This window comes from Nocardia sp. NPDC059154 (genome assembly GCF_042755705.1).
Classification (GTDB): Bacteria; Actinomycetota; Actinomycetes; order Mycobacteriales; family Mycobacteriaceae; genus Nocardia.
The window spans coordinates 1-19,441 of the sequence record NZ_JBHZCS010000097.1; the positions used below are offsets into that span (position 1 = coordinate 1).

The 19,441-nt window shown below is 67.1% G+C and carries 16 protein-coding genes and 2 pseudogenes; 11 read left to right on the plus strand and 7 right to left on the minus strand.

Features of this window, described 5'->3' with window-relative positions:
• Positions 1-237 precede the first annotated feature (237 nt).
• Together ACFXN1_RS46265 and ACFXN1_RS46270 are read right to left on the minus strand one after the other, a co-directional pair.
• Complete coding sequence (locus ACFXN1_RS46265; protein ID WP_379403083.1) at positions 238-840, minus strand: PadR family transcriptional regulator; 603 nt, start codon at positions 838-840, stop codon at positions 238-240.
• Between the two features lie 133 nt (positions 841-973).
• Positions 974-1,699, minus strand: a pseudogene (locus tag ACFXN1_RS46270) (3'(2'),5'-bisphosphate nucleotidase CysQ); the annotation flags it as partial.
• A gap of 167 nt (positions 1,700-1,866) precedes the next feature.
• Between ACFXN1_RS46270 and ACFXN1_RS46275 the strand changes: the two are divergent.
• The 4 genes from ACFXN1_RS46275 to ACFXN1_RS46290 all read left to right on the plus strand — a co-directional run bounded on the left by ACFXN1_RS46275 (position 1,867) and on the right by ACFXN1_RS46290 (position 6,787).
• On the plus strand, positions 1,867-2,973 hold the full coding sequence (locus ACFXN1_RS46275; RefSeq protein WP_379444002.1) for a DUF1214 domain-containing protein: 1,107 nt from the start codon (positions 1,867-1,869) through the stop codon (positions 2,971-2,973).
• A complete protein-coding gene (locus ACFXN1_RS46280; protein ID WP_379444001.1) occupies positions 2,970-4,157 on the plus strand; it encodes a sulfotransferase family protein in 1,188 nt (395 codons plus the stop codon). The genes ACFXN1_RS46275 and ACFXN1_RS46280 overlap by 4 nt, the downstream gene beginning before the upstream one ends.
• Before the next feature lie 21 nt (positions 4,158-4,178).
• On the plus strand, positions 4,179-4,820 hold the full coding sequence (locus ACFXN1_RS46285; RefSeq protein ID WP_379444000.1) for a TetR/AcrR family transcriptional regulator: 642 nt from the start codon (positions 4,179-4,181) through the stop codon (positions 4,818-4,820).
• 89 nt (positions 4,821-4,909) lie between these two features.
• Complete coding sequence (locus ACFXN1_RS46290) at positions 4,910-6,787, plus strand: sulfatase-like hydrolase/transferase (protein ID WP_379443998.1); 1,878 nt, start codon at positions 4,910-4,912, stop codon at positions 6,785-6,787.
• A 54-nt stretch (positions 6,788-6,841) separates the two neighbouring features.
• Here ACFXN1_RS46290 and ACFXN1_RS46295 read toward each other — a convergent pair whose 3' ends face one another.
• Positions 6,842-7,612 (minus strand): hypothetical protein, encoded by a 771-nt coding sequence (locus ACFXN1_RS46295; protein WP_379443997.1) that lies wholly within the window; start codon positions 7,610-7,612, stop codon positions 6,842-6,844.
• On the minus strand, positions 7,609-8,355 hold the full coding sequence (locus ACFXN1_RS46300) for a hypothetical protein (protein WP_379443996.1): 747 nt from the start codon (positions 8,353-8,355) through the stop codon (positions 7,609-7,611). The genes ACFXN1_RS46295 and ACFXN1_RS46300 overlap by 4 nt, the downstream gene beginning before the upstream one ends.
• A gap of 438 nt (positions 8,356-8,793) precedes the next feature.
• Between ACFXN1_RS46300 and ACFXN1_RS46305 the strand changes: the two genes are divergently transcribed.
• Together ACFXN1_RS46305 and ACFXN1_RS46310 are read left to right on the plus strand one after the other, a co-directional pair.
• Entirely contained in the window at positions 8,794-10,083 is a 1,290-nt protein-coding gene (locus ACFXN1_RS46305) for an MFS transporter (protein ID WP_379403076.1), read from the plus strand.
• A gap of 35 nt (positions 10,084-10,118) precedes the next feature.
• Positions 10,119-10,301, plus strand: coding sequence for a hypothetical protein (locus ACFXN1_RS46310; RefSeq protein ID WP_379443994.1), 183 nt, complete (start codon positions 10,119-10,121; stop codon positions 10,299-10,301).
• 167 nt (positions 10,302-10,468) lie between these two features.
• On the opposite strand, the gene ACFXN1_RS46315 is transcribed toward ACFXN1_RS46310, so the two are convergent.
• The gene (locus ACFXN1_RS46315; protein ID WP_379443993.1) at positions 10,469-11,707 is read right to left on the minus strand and encodes a cytochrome P450; all 1,239 of its coding nucleotides are present in this window, start codon (positions 11,705-11,707) and stop codon (positions 10,469-10,471) included.
• 107 nt (positions 11,708-11,814) lie between these two features.
• Between ACFXN1_RS46315 and ACFXN1_RS46320 the strand changes: the two genes are divergently transcribed.
• A complete protein-coding gene (locus ACFXN1_RS46320) occupies positions 11,815-12,636 on the plus strand; it encodes a helix-turn-helix domain-containing protein (protein WP_379443991.1) in 822 nt (273 codons plus the stop codon).
• An 18-nt stretch (positions 12,637-12,654) separates the two neighbouring features.
• Here the strand turns inward: ACFXN1_RS46320 and ACFXN1_RS46325 are convergent.
• Positions 12,655-12,723: pseudogene (locus tag ACFXN1_RS46325) on the minus strand (tyrosine-protein phosphatase); the annotation flags it as partial.
• Positions 12,724-12,873: 150 nt separating this feature from the next.
• Here ACFXN1_RS46325 and ACFXN1_RS46330 point away from each other — a divergent pair.
• The 4 genes from ACFXN1_RS46330 to ACFXN1_RS46345 all read left to right on the plus strand — a co-directional run bounded on the left by ACFXN1_RS46330 (position 12,874) and on the right by ACFXN1_RS46345 (position 18,168).
• Positions 12,874-14,346 (plus strand): glycoside hydrolase family 5 protein, encoded by a 1,473-nt coding sequence (locus tag ACFXN1_RS46330; RefSeq protein WP_379443990.1) that lies wholly within the window; start codon positions 12,874-12,876, stop codon positions 14,344-14,346.
• Positions 14,347-14,534: 188 nt separating this feature from the next.
• Positions 14,535-15,995: a flavin-containing monooxygenase gene (locus ACFXN1_RS46335; protein ID WP_379443989.1), complete on the plus strand. Its 1,461-nt coding sequence runs from the start codon at positions 14,535-14,537 to the stop codon at positions 15,993-15,995.
• A 100-nt stretch (positions 15,996-16,095) separates the two neighbouring features.
• Entirely contained in the window at positions 16,096-16,428 is a 333-nt protein-coding gene (locus ACFXN1_RS46340) for a transglycosylase family protein (protein WP_379443987.1), read from the plus strand.
• Positions 16,429-16,770: 342 nt separating this feature from the next.
• Complete coding sequence (locus ACFXN1_RS46345; protein WP_379443986.1) at positions 16,771-18,168, plus strand: FAD-binding oxidoreductase; 1,398 nt, start codon at positions 16,771-16,773, stop codon at positions 18,166-18,168.
• 21 nt (positions 18,169-18,189) lie between these two features.
• Here the strand turns inward: ACFXN1_RS46345 and efeB are convergent, their stop codons facing one another.
• Entirely contained in the window at positions 18,190-19,422 is a 1,233-nt protein-coding gene (gene efeB, locus ACFXN1_RS46350) for an iron uptake transporter deferrochelatase/peroxidase subunit (RefSeq protein ID WP_379443984.1), read from the minus strand.
• Positions 19,423-19,441: the final 19 nt, after the last annotated feature.

Sequence of the window (19,441 nt, forward strand, 5' to 3'; positions counted from 1 at the left end):
CGTGGCCGACCTCGGGGCAGCAGTCGAAATCCCCGCACCGCGCGTCTGATCCGATCTCGAAGGCCAGCTAGGGACGGCCACCGCCATCCCGGCCGACGTTCGTCTTCCCACCGAGGGAAACAGATGACTCGATCCGAACCCGCCACATCCGCTTCGCACCGGCTCACCGGGATCGTGCCCGGGCCACCCGCTCTATGAGGCGTGGACCATCCGCCGCTGCTGGGAGCTGCGTGCTCGTTACCGAACGCTGTGCAGCGCAGGAGGTTCGGTGTCCCCGGAACGGACCCGGCCGTTCAGCAGGTCCGTGCGCAAACGTTCGAGCTGCTCGATGTAGCGGTCCATTTCCGCACTCCCGAATTCGTGGAGCCGATTTCCGATCGCGGTCGCCAGCTCGCGGTCGAAAGGGAAGGCCGAGGTGTGTTCGAAGGTTCGGTCGCGGTCGCGGAATCGCGCGACCTGCTCATGCCGGGCGGCCAGCTCGATATCGAGGAGCTTGAGGATCTGCTCCTCGGACATGAATCCCGAAAAACTCATGCGCGACCGGAATTCCGGTTCCGTGATCGTCGGCGGCGGTGTATAAGGACCCGTCAGCCAATCCAGGAAGACCGTCATCCCTTCGGGCGTCACGTAGTACGTCTTGGCGTCCTGCGGCCCCGGTCGCGGGTCCACCTCGTAGCGCACCCACCCCTGCTCGGTCATCTTGGCCAGCGCCCGATACACCTGACTCATCTGGGTATTCGGGCGCAGGAAACGTCCGTTCTCATCGAAGAACTTCTTCAGGACATATCCGGTAGATGGCCGGATGCCAAGGATGCCGAGGAGCAGCAACTCCAACTTCACCCGACTCCCCCTTTCAGACCGAACGCCGCACGCATTCCACTAGTTGAATACGCACACTATGTCACCACCGCTCGCCAGGGTCAACGAGCTGGGCCGCGGCGCGACCGCCTTCATCTCATCGGCCACTCGCTCCGGAGATCGCCTCGAGCACCGCGCCCGCCAATTCCGGGCGGCACACCAGCAGATCGGGCAGGTACGGATCGGACCGGTTGTAGCGCAACGGCGAACCATCGATCCGGGAGGTGTGCAGGCCAGCAGCCCCGGCCACACCGACCGGTGCAGCCGAGTCCCACTCGTACTGCCCGCCGGCGTGCAGGTAGACCTCGGCGTCACCGCGCAGCACGGCCATGGTCTTCGCACCCGCCGAGCCCATCGGCACGAGTTCCGCGCCCAGTGCGGCGGCGACCGCCTTCGCGCACTCCGGCGGACGGCTGGAGCTGACCACGATGCGCACGGATTCGACCGGCGACGTAAGCGTCGGCGCCGCGTCGCTGGCGTACACGACGCCCAATGCCGGTTGAGCCACGGCGGCCGCGGCGATCCCCCGGTCCCGTTCCCACAACGCCACATGGACCGCCCAATCCGATCGTCCGGGCATGGCGTATTCGCGAGTCCCGTCGAGCGGATCGATTATCCACACTCGATCGGCCGAGATCCGTCGTGGATCGTCCGCGGACTCCTCGGAGAGGACGCGGTCACCGGGACGGGCCCGGTCGAGTTCGGACAGCAGGAACGCGTTGGACTCGAGATCGCCGCGCGCACCGAGTTCCCGCCCGGTCAGCGGGCCGGTTCGCAACCGCTGCAACAGATTTCCCGCCTGTTCGGCGAGTTGGGCAGCCAGCCGGGAATCCGCTGTCATCGGTCCATCCCTCGGTAGTGGTGAGCTGAGACACGCAATTACCACACAGTGTGTCTTGCAATGTCAACCACGAGAATCGAGCCTTGACATTTCAATACATCGTGTGTGGTAATTACCTCCCCGATCCCCCGCCGCACTCTCGGCGGGCTCGCACAGAGGACAGTGCATTGAACGAATCACTCACGCACACAACAAATTCCCAGACAACTCCGGCATCCGACGTCGCCTTCGGGTTCCTGGTGTCGACGGTGCAGAACCTCGCCGACATCGTCCGAGAGGATGCCCGCGACGCTCGCGAGCGACTCGAGGGATACCGCGTCATCAATCGGGTGCTCGCCATGTGCAGCGAACTGTGCCTGGACGTGGACCCCGGCGCTCCGCGGTTCTTCGCGATGACCACGCCGTGGCGACAGGTCGGCGGCCCCAACCCGGACGGCACCTACGACCTGTGCACCCTGACCCCGGGCCAGCGGTACCGGATCACCGGAACCCGGGGCAGCTCCGCCTATCTCGGCTTTCAGATCATGGCCGGGACCGGGCTGACACCCCGCCGCAGCGCGGCCTACGTCTCCGATCGCGATCTGGCGCTCGACGCCGACGGCCGATTCGATCTCGTTCTCTCGATGGATGATCCGGGATTGCCGGGCACCTGGATTCCGATCCCGGGCGATGCCTCCGCGATCGTCGCACGGCAGTACATCGCCGACGCCGAGACCGAGGAATCGGCCGCGTTCGAGGTGGCGCTGATCAAGACTCCGCACCCCGCACCGCTATTGGACGACGCGACCCTCGCCGACCAGCTCACCGCGCTCACCTGGACGGCGGTCAAGATGCTGACGCTGCACCGCACCGTGCTGCCCGATCTGAAGGATCGCCCCAACACACTGGTGATCGCGGAGCCGGAGGCGCTGGGATCGGAGAACACCACCCCCGACAACCTGTACATGCTCGGTATGTTCGACCTGGAGGACGGCCAGGCGTTGCAGATCGATGTGATGCCGCCGGCGACCCGCTACTGGTCGGCCACCCTCGAGAACATCTGGCACGAATGCCTCGAACCTCATCTGCGGGCGTCCTCGATCACGAATGCGCGTGCCGTCCCACGCGCGGACGGCACGGTGCGCCTCGTGATTTCGGGTTCGAATCCAGGAGTGCCGAACTGGCTCGACACCGGCGGGCGGCGACGCGGTTTCGTGGTGCTGCGCTGGCTCGACCACCCGGCCGCCCCCGAGACGCATACGCGCATCGTGGCGATGAGCGAGGTGTCGGCATGAAGATGGACGAATTGCTCGCCAGCGCAACCGATGCCACCGGGCTGACGGATTTCGGCGACGACGCGCTGTTCGGCGGCGACCTCTGGCGTGGGGGCCTGGCCGTCCTGCTGCCCAGCCTCGACACGGAAGCCCAGCTGCACGACCTGGGACGCCTGGTGGTCCAGGGCGAACTGACGATCTATCTGAGTAACAGGTTGCGGATCGTCGATCATCATCGGCGGCATCCGGAGATCCGCGACACCGAGGTCACTCCCCCGGTCGTGATCGTCGGTCAGGCGCGCACCGGCACCACCATGCTGTTCGATCTGCTCGCCCACGATCGCGACCATCGCGTGCCGATGACCTGGGAAGTCGATCGCCCGCTGCCACCACCGCGCACCATCACCTACCATTCGGACCCGCGCATCGCCGAGGTCGAAGCGACCTTCGCCGCGGTGGATTCGATCATTCCCGAGTTCCGGCATGTGCATCAGCTCGGGGCCCAGCTGGCCCAGGAGTGCATCCGAATCACGGCCGGCGCGTTCGCCAGCGCCATCTATCCCACCCAGTACTCGGTACCGACCTACCTGGACTGGCTGCTGCACGACGCGGTCGACGGCGGCCATCTGGCCGCCGCGTACACCTGGCATCGCCGCTATCTGGAACTGTTGCAGAGCGAACACCCCGGCAAGCGGTGGCTGCTCAAGTCTCCGTTCCACACCTGGACGCTGCCACAACTGATGCACGAGTACCCGGACGCGCTGCTGGTCCAGACCCACCGCGACCCCGCCCGCGTCATGGCGTCGGTCACCAGCCTGATCGCCACCCTGCGCAAACTCGGCACCGACCGGATCGATCCGCAGTCCATTGCAACGGAATTCAGCGAGATCATCTTGGACGGTCTCGAACGGTCCGTGGACGCCCGGCTGCACGGCGTCATCGCGGCGGACCGGATCGTGGATCTGACCTTCGCGGATCTAATGGATGCTCCCCTGCCCGGGGTGGACACCGTCTACGACCGATTCGGCTGGGAGCTTTCCCTCGATGCCCGCCGAGCCATGGTCGCCTTCGTCCTGGGCAATGCGCGCGTAACGGGCGGTGGACATCAGTACACCTTCGCCGACACCGGTTTGGATCTGGCCGCCGTGCGCGCGCGGACCTCCCGCTACCGCGCACATTTCGGCGTGCCCGAGGAACCCTGCTGAGCCCCAGGTAGTTTAGGACGCATGCCCCGCCTGCAAGACGCGGTGGACGCGCGGGTCCCCGGCAGACCCGCCGGGCGACCGCGCGACACCGCCCGCCATCGAGCCGTCCTGACCGCAACCCGTGAACTGCTCGGCGCCCACGGCTATGCGGGGCTCAACTACTCCGATATCGCGAGCCGCGCGGGCGTGACCAGGCAGTTGCTCTACCGCTGGTGGCCCAACCGGGCGGCGCTCGTCTCCGAGGCGCTGTTCGCCAACCCGGAGGATCACTGGCCGGCCCGCTACCCGGGACCGCTCGCGGCCGATCTGCGACTGTTCATCGCCGCGCTGGTCGACTACATCTGCCGCCCCGACGTCCGCGCGGGCATCCTCGGGCTGATGACGGAGGCCGACCACGTCACCGATATGCCCGGTCTGGAGGCCGGGACGCTCGGACCACTCGAAACGGCACTGCGGACCATAGTCGACGCCGCCCACGAGAGAGGCGAAATCGATTGCGGCAGTGCCGAAGACGATCCGATCGACCCGCGTCTGACGCTCAATACCCTGCGCGGCGCGGTCGTGATGCACCTGATCGCCGACCAGACCCCGCCGGACCTCATCATCGGGCACCTGACCCAGCTGACCGTCCGCGCCCTAACCGCGCACGGCATCCCGGAATAGCGGCAACAGTATTCCACTTGTGGCATAGTCGAGAGGGATCCCGCGCCCACTCTCCATCCGCGGATCCCGCTCCCCCCGGAAGGACCCCCATGCCACTCGACGACCGGCCCAACATCCTCTGGATCGTCAGCGAAGACTGCCCGCCGCGATTCGGCTGCTACGGCGACGAACTGGCCCGGACCCCGAACCTCGACCGGCTGGCCCGCGAGGGCGTGATGTTCGAGCACGCGTTCAGCGTCAGCCCGGTCTGCGCGCCCTCCAGATTCGCCATGCTGACCGGCCTGCGCCCGGAAAGCCATGCGCCGGCCAACCACATGCGCGCCACCGCGCCGATGCCGTCCTGGCTGCGGACCTATCCGGAAATCCTGCGCGAGCAGGGCTACTACTGCACGAACAACGCCAAGACCGACTACAACTGCGACGTCGATCCGGATGTGATCTGGGACGAGTCGTCCCGCACCGCGCATTGGCGCAACCGCGCGCCAGGCACGCCGTTCCTGGCAGTGTTCAATTTCGATGGCACGCACGAGAGTTCGGTGTTCCGGCGGACCGTGCCCGCTCGGGTCGACCCCGAGTTCGTCCGCGTGCCCGCCTATCTTCCGGACACCCCCGAGATCAGAGGCGATATCGCCCGCTATTACGACAACATCGACGCGATGGACGCCTTCGTCGGTGATCTGCTCGCCCAGCTGAACGAGGACGGACTAGCCGATACGACGATCGTCATCCACACCTCGGACCACGGCGGTGTCAATCCGCGGTCGAAACGCTTCTGCTACGACGAAGGACTGCAGGTCCCGCTCATCATCCGAGCGCCCCAGCCCTATCGAGGGCTTTTCCCTGCCCCGGGCACTCGAGTCGGCGCGGCCGTTACCACCGACAGAATTCCCGCCACCGTGATCGACCTGGCCGGTGCCCAGCTGCCCGCCCACATGCGCGGAAACAGCCTGGCGCACACCGAGTTCGACCCGTACACGTCGCTCGCGTTCGGGGGCCGCGGCCGGATGGACGAGCGATACGACCTCATCCGCAGCGTCCGCGACCAGCGATACCGCTACATCCGCAACTATCACCCGCATCGGCCCTATGGCCGGCATCAGCCGTTCGCGTGGATCGCGGCCGGCTACCAGTCCTGGGAGACAGAGCATCTCGCGGGACGGCTCGACGCCGTCCAATCCGTCTTCTGGAAGGCGAAACCGGGTATCGAGTTGTACGACACCGAGACCGATCCGGATCAGGTGCGGAATCTGGCCGGTGACCCGCAGTACGCCGGAGTGGAGAAGCGGCTCGCGACAGCGTTGCGCGCGCACCTGATCGCGGTCCACGACAATGGGTTTCTGCCCGAAGGCTCGCCGCACGAGGGCTACGACGCCAGCCGGGTACCCGGCGCCTACCCGCTCGAACGAGTGCTCGACATCGCCGACGCGGTCACGGAACAACGCCCTGGCAGCACGGCGGTATTCGTCGCCGCGCTCGATGATTCCGATGCCACCGTGCGCCGCTGGGCTGCCATCGGCATTCTCGCCGCAGGTGCGATCGACGAGAAGATCGCGTCCCGGTTGCGGAGTCTCGTTGCGAGCGAGCCCGATCCGTTCGTCATGATCCCCAGCCTGGAGACCCTGGCACGCTACGTGGAGGATGCCGACGCGGTCACCCGCCTGGCCGGGTACCTGGATGCCGCGCAGCCACGGCCGGTCCGGCTCGAAGCGCTCTCGGCGCTGACGGCTCTCTCCGATGCGCAGATCGGTCCACACCGCGCGGCCATCGACGCGGCCGTGCAGTCCAACGGGGAATACGTGTCGGGCGCGGCGCGATATCTGCTGGCGCGCATCGACGGGACTTACACCCCGAGCATGATCCTGTTCACTCCGCCTGCCGAAATGCTCGCGCAGGCAGCCCGATTCGGAGCCACCCCCGATCAGATCATGGCCCAGCTCGGAGGCTCGGCCGCGCCGGACGGACGCTGATCCGGATGTGCCAACGCCCCGGGGCTCCAGCCCCGGGGCGTCGAAGTAGAACGGTCAGTGCTTGCCGCTGCCGCTGCTGCTGCCGCCGCTGGAACCGGTCGCCAGCTTGGGCACTCGCAGCACCGAGTCGGGCACTCCGGCGCCGTCGGTGCCGTATCCGTCCTTGTGGTACTGACTCTTGCCGGGTTCGGCCGCCAAGGTGTTCAGATAGTTCCAGGCGCCGTAGGCCGCCGCGCCACCGCCGGCCAGAATGGTGCCGGCCAGGCCGCCCGCACCGGCGAACACTCCGATGATGGGTAGTCCGGTCAGCAGGCAGCCGATCGTCAGGACGGCGCACGTCGCCAGTGCGACGACGGCCCCGAGGACAGCGCCGGCGGCGGCGCCCGCCAGCGGGCCGACCGCGGCCGCGAGTCCCAGTTTCGACAAGGCGTCATTGGCGGCCAGCTGGTTTTCCAGGGGCGAGGCCACCGGCTGTGCCGGCGGCGCGCTCCCACCCAGGTCGGCGGCCAACCGCAGGGTGCGGCCGTCCTCCGAGATCTCCTGCTGGACAGCGTATTCCCGGTCGGCCAGCCGGAAGGCCAGTGGGATCCGGCCGACCGTCTGCCCGCCGTCGTCGAGGATCACGATGGAGCCACCGTCCGGCACGGGCGCGAACTGCCCGGCATCCAAAGAGGTTGCCACCCAGCCGTTCTGCATATCGGCGTGGAAGTTCACGACCGAATCCGCCGCTCCGGCATCGGCCGACGCCGGTGCGGCGGCGACCGCGGCGGCCGTCGACACGGCCACGGCTGTGGCCAGGACCAGAGTCTTCCTGTGCAACCTCACTGCGCACCCCCGTCGGCGGGCTCGGGCTGGTTGAAGCCGGGGAGCTGATCGGCGTACTTGCTGTGCCCCGGGGCCGCCTGCATGGTGGTGTAGTAGTTCCACAGACCCGCGGCCAAACCCGGTGCGCCGCCGAGCACGAGCCCGGCCAGCCCGCCGACGCCGCCGAGCAGGGTCACGATCGGGACGACAGCGAGTACGCATCCGATGCTCAGCACCACACAGGAGGCTCCCGAGACCGCCAGGCCCGCGCCGACGCCGATGACCGCGCCGATGACGGTGCCGATCAGCGATCCGGCCGACAGGCCGAAGCTCACCGAGTTGATCAGATCGTTCATGGCCAGCTGGTTCTCGAGCGGCGAGGCGACCGCGGTCGCGCTCGGCACCCCGGGCGGCACCTGTGGGGTCATCCGCAGCGACCGGCCGTCGGCCGAGATCCGGGCGTCGATCGAGAATTGCTGCCCGTCGACCGCAAAGGCCAGCGGCACAGTGTCTTTCACCGCGCCATGAGTATCGCGCAGCGCCACGACATGCGTGGTGTCGTCGATGGTGAAGCTTCCGTCCGTGATGGTGGCGACCATGCTGCCGCCGTCGGTTGTCGCCCGGTATCCGGCCGCGAGGGCCGCGGCGACGGCGTCCGGCTGCGCTGGAGCAGGAGCTGCCGAACTCGGGGCGGCAACCGCGGCGGCGGCCACGGCGACAGCGGCGACCGTTGTCGCCGCACAGATTCCATTTCTAATCTTCATCGAATTCCTCATCGAGAATTGGACAAGCGGAATATAGGTCGCGGAAGAATTCCACAGCCAGCGCGCGCTAGTGACGAAGACTAGATCACCGAACAGTCGAATACCGAGCTTTCGGATTATTCGCATCAAATTTTGCAACCGGCCTCGCCAGACTGCCGGAAACCATACAAAAATGGCCGCGACCCGCACAAACAAGGTCACGGCCAATGCTTTTCAGCAATATACGAAGCAATTCTTGGATACCGCATCAAATATATCCACGAGAGCTCTCGTGCAATGACACGGAATTTTCGGTCGCCACGACTGCCCGAGCATCGGGCAATGGCGCCGACGAGGCGGCACTCCCTTCAGAACTTCTTAGTATTCCACTAGTTGAGTGGAGCTCACTATGGCACTAATGTCATAGCCTGTCAATCGTCCCCAGATGCAAGGACTTCGATGACTTCACAGCCCTCCGCCGCCGGAAGCACGCCTCCCACCACGGCAACCCCGCCCCTGCACGCTGCCGAGGAGGAGCTGCGGTCGCAGGCCTTGCGCCGCCTGTTCATGACCGTGCCGCTGGCCAGCGCCGCCCCGCAGTTCTCCTACGGCATCGTGGGCTACTTTGCGGCACTGCAGATTCAGGGCTTCGACCCGGCGAACAAGGTCGAGAAGCTCGCCATGGTCCATGTCGCGATCGCCGCCGCGTCGATGGTGGCCCAGCCGCTCATCGGCCTCTTCTCCGATCGCACCCGAACCCGATGGGGAGCCCGGATGCCGTGGATGGCCATAGGCGCGCTGGTCGGCTGCGTAGGTCTGGTCGCCGCCGGTGCCTCCCGATCCGTGGCGATGCTGCTCGTCGCGGCGATCGTCGTGCATGTTGGATTCAATGCGTTCCAAGGGCCTTTGACGGCCATCCAGCCCGATCGCGTTCCCGTGGATCGCCGCGGCCGCTATTCCGCGCTCGCCGGCCTCGGCACCATTACCGCCGCCATTCTCGCGCCCGCGTTCGGTGCGAGTTTCGCGACTCGAATCCCGCTCGGTTATGTGGTGGCGGCGATCGCCCTGCTAGTGATCGCGATGGCCTTTCTCGTCCTCAATCCCGATCGTGACAACCGGGGCGTGAGCCGACCTGACCTCTCCATCGGCTCGTTTCTGCGATCGTTGTGGATCAATCCGGTTCAGCACCCCGATTTCGCGTGGGTGTTCCTCGGCCGCTTTCTCATCTGCGGCGGCTACTACATGGTGCTGACCTACCAGCTCTACATCCTCGAGGACTACATCGGGCTCAGCGTCCACGACGCCACGCATCTGGCCCCGGTGCTCAGCATTTCGAGCCTGCCCGGCTTCCTGCTCGCCATCAGCATCTCCGGACCGCTCTCCGACCGCATCGGCCGCCGCAAACCGATCGTCCTCGTCGGCGGACTGATCATCGCCGGGTCGGCCCTGATCCCGCTCATCTCTCCGACCCGGGGCGGCATAATCTGCTCGATCGTGGTGCTCACCATCGGATTCGGCACCTTCCTTGCCGTCGATCAGGCGCTGGTCACCCAGGTGCTGCCCCGGGAGGACAGTGCCGCAACCGATCTCGGCATCCTCAATATCGCCGCCACCCTCCCGAACACCATCGCTCCGATGACCGCAGCCGCGATCGTCACCGCCTTCGGGGGCTACGGGGCGCTCTATCCGTTCGTCGCGGCGATCGCGGCCCTGGGCGCTCTGGCGATCCTGCCAGTCAAATCGCGCTGAGTCACCAGGCCGCACCGAGCTACGGAGTAAACAACATGCATGCGGCCGACCCCGCCGCGGCGGCACTCATGCTCGTAGTGTCAGTGCTCGGCTGGAGCCGGAATCGGCTGCTGCGCAATAACACCCACCCAGCGACCGCATACCTGATCGCTTTCACCTCCGCCGCAACCACGCTGACGGCCACCGCCTGCGCTGGTTCAGCCGTCACGCCGCCCTGACCGAACCAACGGTGATTCCAGCGCACGTAGCCGTCTCCGAACATGCCCGCCGACGGACGCGCACGACCTGTAATCGCAGGCCCGAGACAACAGCGGTTGCCAGCTCCAAATCGGTGAGCGGTGCACGGTCGGTCCGACCAGTCCGGGCTCGAAAGATCGCTGCCGGATTATCGCAACCGGACCGGGAGGGCGGTGAGGCCTCGGACGATGAGGCTTTTGCGCCAATGGAGGTCCGTGTCGGGGGCGAGTTCGAGGTTGGGGTAGGTCGATAGGAGGCGGGTGAGGGCGATGGCGCTTTCGGTGCGGGCCAAGGGGGCGCCTACGCAGCGGTGGATGCCGTGGCCGAAGGCTATGTGGTTGGGGGAGCGGTCGGGGTCGAAGCGGTGGGGGTCGGGGAATTGGGTGGGGTCGCGGTCGGCGGCCGCCATGGAGATGAGGACGAGTTGGTCCTGGGGGATTTCGATGCCGCCGAGGGTGGTGGGGGCGGTGGTGTAGCGGAAGGTTGCTTCGGTGGCGGGGGCTTCGAAGCGGAGGACCTCCTCGATGAAGGCGGGGATGCGGTCCGGGTCGGCGAGAAGGGCCTGGTGAAGGTTCTTGTCGGCCAGGAAGATTGCGACGCCGTTGCCGATCAGGTTGACCGTGGTTTCGAAGCCGGCCACCAGGAGCAGGAAGACCATGCTGATCAGTTCGCGGTGGCTGAGGCGGTCGTCGTCCTGGCGGGCGGCGATGAGTTCGGAGAGCAGGTCCCGGCCGGGGGTCGCGTCCTTGGTGCGGATCAGCTGGTCGATGTAGCGGACGAAATCCATGACCGCGGTGGCGCGGGCCTCGTTGCTCTCCTCGCTGGACAACAGTGAGGTGGACCAGCGCTGGAAGGCGTCGCGGTCCGTGCTGGGGACACCGAGTAGTTCGCAGATCACCGACATGCCGAGCGGGACGGCGAAACGTTCCAGCAGATCCACGACTTCGCCACGGTCGGAAGCCAAGTCGGCGAGCAACTCGTCGGCGAGTTCGCTGATCCGCGGCGACAGCTCGGCCATGGCCCGTCCGCTGAAGGCCCGGTTGACCAGGCCGCGCAGGCGGGTGTGCTCCGGCGGGTCGTAGAAGACCATCATGTCCGCGAACATGCTGCCGCCGAGATGCCGGTCGCCGCCCTCCGCCGCGACCGTGGCCTTGGCGCCGGGGGACTTGAGTACCTTGCTGATGGCGGGATCGGTGAACGCGGCCTTGGCGACGTCGTAATCGGTGATCAGCCATCCGAGTCCGGAATCCGGCAGGCGGACCCGATGCACCGCTCCCCTGGCCCGCAGCTGGTCGTACACCGTGTGCGGCTCATCGAAGAAGTTATCGGTCAATTCGGTGACCTCGGTCGCCAAATTGTCTGCCGGAGAGCCGATCTCGTACCCCATGTTTCGGAATGTATCAGGGCGGGTCCGGCGCGACCCGAACCGAACATCCCCGGCCCGTATATACAATCGCGTTGCATGCAGTACCCAGAGAGGATCCGCCGAGAGTGGTGAACGAGCCCACGAAACAGTCGTTGGGGCAGCATCTTACGTTTCTGCGCAAGCGCGAAGAGGTCCACAGGCACGAGACCGGCGAGCTTCCCGCGGCGCGCAAGTTCAGCCGGGAAAAGGCTGCGGCCGAAGCGCATATCACCGCCAGCTACCTGACCAAGGTCGAGCGCGACGAGGTCGGACAGGTCGACGCCGGGATCCTGCGGGTGCTGGCGACGACCTATCAGGCCAGCGACGACGAGTGGCGCTATATCTGCGATCTGGCCGGCTACGCCTCGCCCTACCCGTCCATCACCGGAATCGGCCCGGCCCTGGAGATCCCGGATTTCGAGGTGTTCGAGACCGCGGTGACACCCATCATGGACACCGAAATGACCGAGGCGGCAGCCGATCTCGTGTCCTTCTACGCGCCGCAGCGCCGGCTGATCACGGCGAATCAGGCCTACTACGACACCTTCCCGACGCATCGGCCGGGGACGTACATGCTCGAGTGGTCGTTCACCGACGAGGCTCGGGAAATCATGATCAACTGGAATGACCAGGTGGGGATCGGAGTCGCCACCCATCGAGGATTCATGGGGCGCTACGGCCACACCTCGTGGGCGCAGGAATACCACGAACGGCTGGAGCGATTCCCCGACTTCCGGACCATGTGGGAAGCCGGGGCCGTGACGTACACGCTGCCACTGGATATGCAATCGCGCCTGCGGGTTCGAGGCGGGCTGTACTCGCTGACCATGGAGAACTGGCAGATGCAGCACCAGCTGCCGATCGTCCGTTCCCGGGGCCGGCTCCATCCCCTGGACGCCGGCGACTCCTGACAGCCCGCCGCCGGGCGGCTACTGGATCAGCTTGTGCTTCAACTGCAGGTAGGCGGCCCAGCCGGTGCGGTCCTTGCCCGCGGTGCAGTAGCGGGGAACATTATTGACAACCCGGACTTGTCAATCCGTTCGGAACCGATGTTTCTCTCGGAGCCCTTGTGCCACTAGGTTTTCCGTGCACGCACCGGGTATCGCCCGGAGAAATCCTCGCGATTTCACGCCAGGGAGAGGTAGGACATGCTGATACGGGGCCGAGTTCTGGCGTCCGCCGTCGCGGCGGCGCTGCTGTTCACCGGCCTCACAGCCCAGGAAGCGACGGCGGAGCCGGGCGGCTGGACCCTGCCTCAGCTCACGGTCGCCAATGGCGCCATCGCCGATGTCACCGGGCGCACGGTGCTGCTGCGCGGCGTGAATGTCAACCAGCTCAACGACTACGCGCAGAACGATCCGGCGTTGCCGACCGTCGCGCCGCTCGACCGGACCGACTTCGCGCAGATGGCGGAGCTCGGCTTCAACGTGGTGCGGCTGAACCTGGCCTGGTCGGCGCTCGAACCCACCCCCGGCGCGTTCGACCCGGCCTATCTGGCCCGCATCCACACCGCGGTCGACGATGCCAAGGCCAACGGCCTCTACACCGTGCTGGACATGCACCAGGACGCCTGGGGCAAGGCCGTCGGCTCACCCAGGGGGCAGAGCTGCCCGCCCTTCATGAAGCCCGGCATCGGCTGGGACGGCGCGCCCGCGTGGGCGACCCTCACCGACGGCTGGACCACCTGCAACTTCGGTGGCGTCCGCGAGACCGCGCCCGCCGTGGCCCGCGCCTTCCAGAATTTCTACGACGACACCCAGGGCATTCAGGGCCACCTGGTCGACACCTGGGCGAAGCTGGCCGCCGAATTCAAGGACGAGCCCGCGATTGCCGGCTACGACCTGCTCAACGAGCCCAATCCCGGTCTGCGCGACCCGTTCTCGGCCGCCGACCAGCTCGGCAGGTACTACCAGCGGGTGATTGCCGCCATCCGGCAGGCCGAGCGCGGCAGCCGGCCGCACCTGGCCATCTTCGAGCCCAGCGCGATCTGGTCGGCCATCGGCATCGACGCCACACCGCCGGCGCACTACATCGCCGATCCGCTGGCGGTGTTCTCGCCGCATCTGTACAGCGAGTCCATCAATATCGTGAACGCCTTCCCGACCATCGAGGTGGGCTTCAAGATCGCCCTCGACGCCGCCGCCAAGTACCGGGCGCCGGTGTGGAGCGGCGAGTGGGGCTGGTTCGGGGATCCGAATTCCGATGCGGCCAAGGTGGATCGGTTCGTGGACCAGCTCGATGCCAATCGCATGGGCGGGTCGTGGTGGTCGTGGAAGCAGGCCTGCGGTGACCCGCACACGGTGCGCGACGGCAATACGAACCAGCCGCAGGGCAATCTCAACCGCATCTCCTGCCCGTCGGGCGCGTCGCTCGGCCAGGCCGCCGGGTACGCCCGGCCGCTGGCCCGCGCCTACCCGCGCGCGGTCCCGGGCACCCTGAGTACGGTCGGCGCCACCGGTTTCACCGGTACCGGCACGGGCCGGGTGGAGGCCTGGTACCCCGGCGCCGCGCGCCCGAATGTGCAGTCCACCAATGTTTCCGACCTCACCCTCACCCAGGTGACGGGCGGCTGGCAGCTGACCGGGAACGCCGTCGGCTCCTATTCGATCAAGCAGTCCTGAGGATCAGGACCGAGGACGGACCCGGACGTCTCGCGCTGTGCCGGGATGGTCACGCCCATCACAACGGGGCTGCTGACGCTGATCGCGGTGCCGCCGCGCCACCTCCCGTCACCAGCCGATTGACATACCTACCGGTTCCAAATACCGTCAGTATTTGAGTTCCTGGGGTATCCAACAAGGAGGTTGGGATGGGTGCGGCGCGGCAGCCTCGCATCGTGATCATCGGGGCCGGAGTGTCCGGCATCGCGAGTGCGATCACGTTGCAGCGCAATGGGTTCGACGACTTCGTAATCCTGGAGAAGGGGTCCGATGTCGGCGGGGTGTGGCATTGGAACCACTACCCCGGACTGACCTGTGACGTGCCCTCCCAGCTGTACCAGTTCGGGTTCGCGCCGAAACCGGACTGGTCGCACATCTTCGCGCCCGGCCCGGAGATCCAGCGGTATCTCGCCGATGTGGCCGAGCAGTACGGGCTGCGCCCGCATCTGCGGCTGAATTCCGAGGTGGTGGCGGCGACGTTCAGCGGATCCGGGTGGCTCGTCGAGACCGGCGACGGGAGCCGCTACGAGGCCGACTTCGTCATCGCGGCCACCGGCGTGCTGCATCATCCGGCGGTGCCGGATATGCCCGGACTGTCCGAGTTCACCGGCGAGGTGCTGCACACCGCGCGCTGGGACGACAGCGTGGCGACCGCCGGGCGGCGGATCGCGGTCATCGGCACGGGTTCGACCGGCGTGCAGGTGGTTTCGGCGCTGCAGCCGGAGGCCGAGCGCGTCACGCACTTCGTGCGCAGCCCGCAGTGGGTGATCTGGGCTCCGATGCAGATCCCGCAGCCCGCGATCGTCGGCGCGGTGCTGAACCGGCTGCCACAGGTGAATCGCGCGCTCTACCGGGCAGGTATGACGGGAGCCCGGCTGTTCACCGACGTGGTGACCCGGCCGAGCTGGCGACGACGGGCGGTCCAGGAGTACGCCCGGCTGAGCCTGCGCGCGCAGATCCTCCAGCCGGAGCTGCGCGAACAGCTCACCCCCGACTACGAGCCGCTGTGCAAGCGGCAGGTGCTGTCCGGCACCTACTATCGCGCGCTGCGCGCCCGCAATGCCGAGCTGATCACCACGGCCATAGAGGAGGTGACCCCGACCGGCATCCGCACCGCCGACGGCCGCCACCACCAGCTCGATCTGATCGTCCTCGCCACCGGCTTCCGCGCCCACGACTACATGCGGCCGATGAATCTGACCGGCCGCGACGACATCTCGATCGACGACGCCTGGGCGAAGGGCCCGCGCGCCTACCGGATGACCGCGATCCCCGGCTTCCCCAATTTCTTCACGGTCCTGGGCCCCCACTCCCCCACCGGTTCCATTCCACTGCACCACGCCGCAGAGGTGACCGCCCGCTACATCACCCGGTGGATCCAGCGCTGGAGCGCAGGCGAATTCGACACCGTCGAGGTCACCGAGGACGCCACCGACCGGTTCGAGACCGAGGTCTCCGCGGCCATGGGCCCCACGGTGTGGAACACCGGCTGCAACTCCTGGTACTTCACCGAGGGCGGCAGCATCGACCTGCTCCCCTTCGACCGCGCCACCATGGAGTCCATGCTGTCCGAGCCCGACCCAGCCGACTTCCGCCTGCAAACCAACTAATTACCAGGTCAATACTAAAATATAGAATCCTAGCAAATCTTCAGCTACGATCGGCTGGTTGTCTTTCCCGCGAGTTCGGCTACCAGGGCGGAGATACGCCATGATCGGACAGCACTCGTTTCGAAGACCTGCTCACCTTCTAGCTCTCGCGGTTGGGATCACGGCCTTGACCTGTGGGCCGGCCGCAACCGCATTCGCCACCGGCTGGCACGACTGGGATGCCGTCGTCCAGTGCGAGGCGGGCGGGGATTGGGGGGCCGACACCGGCAACGGCTACTACGGTGGCCTGCAATTCAGCCAGGGCACCTGGAAGGCGTACGGCGGCAGGGGGAATCCCGCCGACGCCAGTCGCGAGGAGCAGATCCGCATCGCGGAACGGATCCTCGCGCACGAGGGTCCCGGGGCATGGCCCTACTGCGGGGCCTATCTCTGAGGCCACAACTCCTCCGAGGCCACTACTCCTTCAAACTCACGACCTAGAGCGACACGCGGGCAATTCGGTCACGGTTGCCTGTGAGTTGTCTTAGGCCTAGGTCGAACTCATGCCTCGCCCCCCGGGTGGTCGGCACAATTACCTGGCGGCTGTTGATCATCCGCAGGAAATTGCGGCAAACCACACATAGACGACGTCCCGGGCAGGCGTGCATCTGTTGCCCGCCATGGTTTTCCGGCTAGCTCCGAGCCTGGAGGGCACATGCGCAGAGTGAGATCCGTACGGGCGACGGATGCCGGCTTCTCGCGAGGCACATTTCTGTGTGGCGCACTGGGAATCGCCTTGGCCGGGTGGGGATTCACCGGCCTCTCCGATGCCGATCCCGTCTCGGTCGCCTCCGGAACCGGTGCGGTCAAACCGAATTGGAGCAGGCTGGAGCGGCTCATCCGCGGTCGCGTCGTCCGGGTCGGCGACACCGGCTACGAGATGGCCAAGCAGGTCTTCAACACCCGGTTCGACAGCGAAACACCCACTGCCGTGGTGCAGGTCGCCTCGACCGCCGATGTCGTGTCCGCCATGAGTTTCGCGGCCGAATACCGCCTGCCCGTGGCCGCTCGGTCCGGCGGGCACTCCTATGCGGGTGTGTCGACGACGAACGGCGCGATGATCATCGACGTCCGGCAGCTCACCGGCGTGAATGTCGATGCGGGACAGGCGGTGGTGGGACCGGGCCACACGTTGTACGAGGTCTACCGCGAGCTCGACCGGTCGGATCTGACCATCCCGACCGGTATGTGCCCGGATGTCGGCATCAGCGGACTCGCCCTCGGCGGCGGCCTCGGCTTCGAATCCCGCGCCTACGGCCTCACCTGCGACCGGCTCGCCGGGGCGACGCTCGTGCTGCCCGACGGCACCGTCGCCGAGGTCTCCGAGACCTCCCGCCCGGACCTGCTCTGGGCGCTGCGCGGCGGCGGCCCACTGTTCGGCGTGGTCACCTCGCTGACCTTCGACACCTGTCCCGCGACGTCGAAAGACCTGGTGCGCCTGACCTTTCCCGGCGACAGCGCCGCGCAGGTGATCGCCGGCTGGTGCACGTGGCTGCAGTCCGCGGACCGCTCCCAGTGGGCCGACGTGAGCGTCGACGCCGACGGCAACGGCAGCCTGGACTGCTGGATGCAGCTGGTCTGCCCGGCCGGGTCCGGCGAGCAGGCCGCGGCCGCGCTGACGGATGCGATCGGTCTGCAACCGTCGACCATCGACACGCAGACCCTCGATCACATGGACACCATCATGTATCTGGCGGGCGGCAGCCCCACCTCACCGCGGGCGAGTTTCACCAATGGTTCCGACGTCGTCTCCGAGCTCACCCCCGACGCCATCGCCCGCATCATCGAAGCCCTGACGATCTTCTCGCGCGCCGGCGGCACCGGCTGGGTGCAGATCAACACCCTCGACGGCGCGATCCGCGATACCGCACCCACCGCTGCCGCCTTCCCCTGGCGCAACCACGCCGCCCTCGTCGAATGGGGCGCCTACCAACCGATCCCGCACGACACCGCCCAGGCCTGGGTCACCGCCGCCCACCAGCTCTTCGCACCGTTCTCGGTGGGGGCCTATGCCAACTACCTCGAACCCGGCGATCCCCTCAGCCGCTACTACGGACAGAACTACCCGCTCCTGGCCGCGCTGCGCCGAACCATCGACCCCGGCAACCGAATCCATACCGTGCTGACCGTCTGACTCGGCCCGGGCGGTGCCGGATCAGCTCAGCAGTGTGCGGGCGTACCAGTCCTTGGTGTCGGTGACGCCCGGCAGGACGAAGAAGTAGCCGCCGCCGAAGGGCTGGACGTAGTCGGTCAAAGGCTCTCCGGCCAAACGGGTCTGGATGGTTTCGAACTGGCGCTGGATGTCCTGCTGGAAGCAGGTGAAGATGTGCCCGGTGGCGAGATTGCCGTTCGGGTCGACGCCGAGGTCGTAGTTGTAGGAGCGGCGCAGCAGCTGCTGGTCGGCGGTGTCGGGGGTGCGGGGATTGGCCAGGCGGATGTGGGCGGTGGCGGGGGTGACGGTGGCGTCGGGATCAGCGGCGTAGTTGGGGACGTCGAATTCCTTGGTGCCGTCCAGGGGCGCGCCGGATTCGCGGCGGCGGCCGAACATGTTCTCCTGCTCCGCGATCGAGACGCGGTCCCAGAACTCCACCAGCATGCGGATGAGACGGACCACCTGATAGGTGCCGCCCCGGGTCCACGCGGGCTCGTCGGGGCTGTCGGCCCAGATCAGAGCGGCGGCGTCGGAGCCGGTCGGATTGGCGGTGCCGTCCTTGAAGCCGAGCAGATTGCGGCCGGTGCCGGACGGCCGCGGCGGGGAGTTGTAACCCTGGATCTTCCAGCGCAATTGGATCCCGCCGCGGGTGTGGCGGGTGAGATCGCGGATGGCGTGATGGATGGTGTCGGGGTTGTGGGCGCACAGCTGCAGCAGCAGATCACCGTGCATCCAGGCCGCTTCCGGGGAGTCGTCGGGGAAGATCCGCATCGGCGTCAGGTGCGCGGGTTTCTGGGAAGCCAGCCCGTACCGCTGATCGAACAGGCTCGCACCGACACCGGTGGTGACGGTCAGGCCGTCGGCCGGGATGTCGGGTCCCAGGACGGCGCTGTCGGCGGGCGGGTGACTCGGGCCCAGATCCGGTGGCGGGCCACCCGCGGTGAGGGCGCGGGCGCGCTCGGTGAGCGTCTTCATCAGGTCGGCGAGTTCGGCGCGGTTGGCGGCGGTCACGTCGAATGCGGCGAAGCAGGAGGCGTTCTGGCGATCGGCCGGAGCCGGGGTGAGAATGCCCGCCTGATGCGCGCCGTGGAACGGGTAGGCCGGTGTGGTCGTGGCCTGCCCGCCCGCGGCGGCGGCGTCCACGCGGGCGCCCTCGACGAGAACGCCTGCGGTCAGTGCGGTTCCGGCGGCGCCCGCGGCGGCGCCGGAGAGGAAGCGGCGGCGGCTGACAGTCATGGTGATGGCCTCGGTCCTT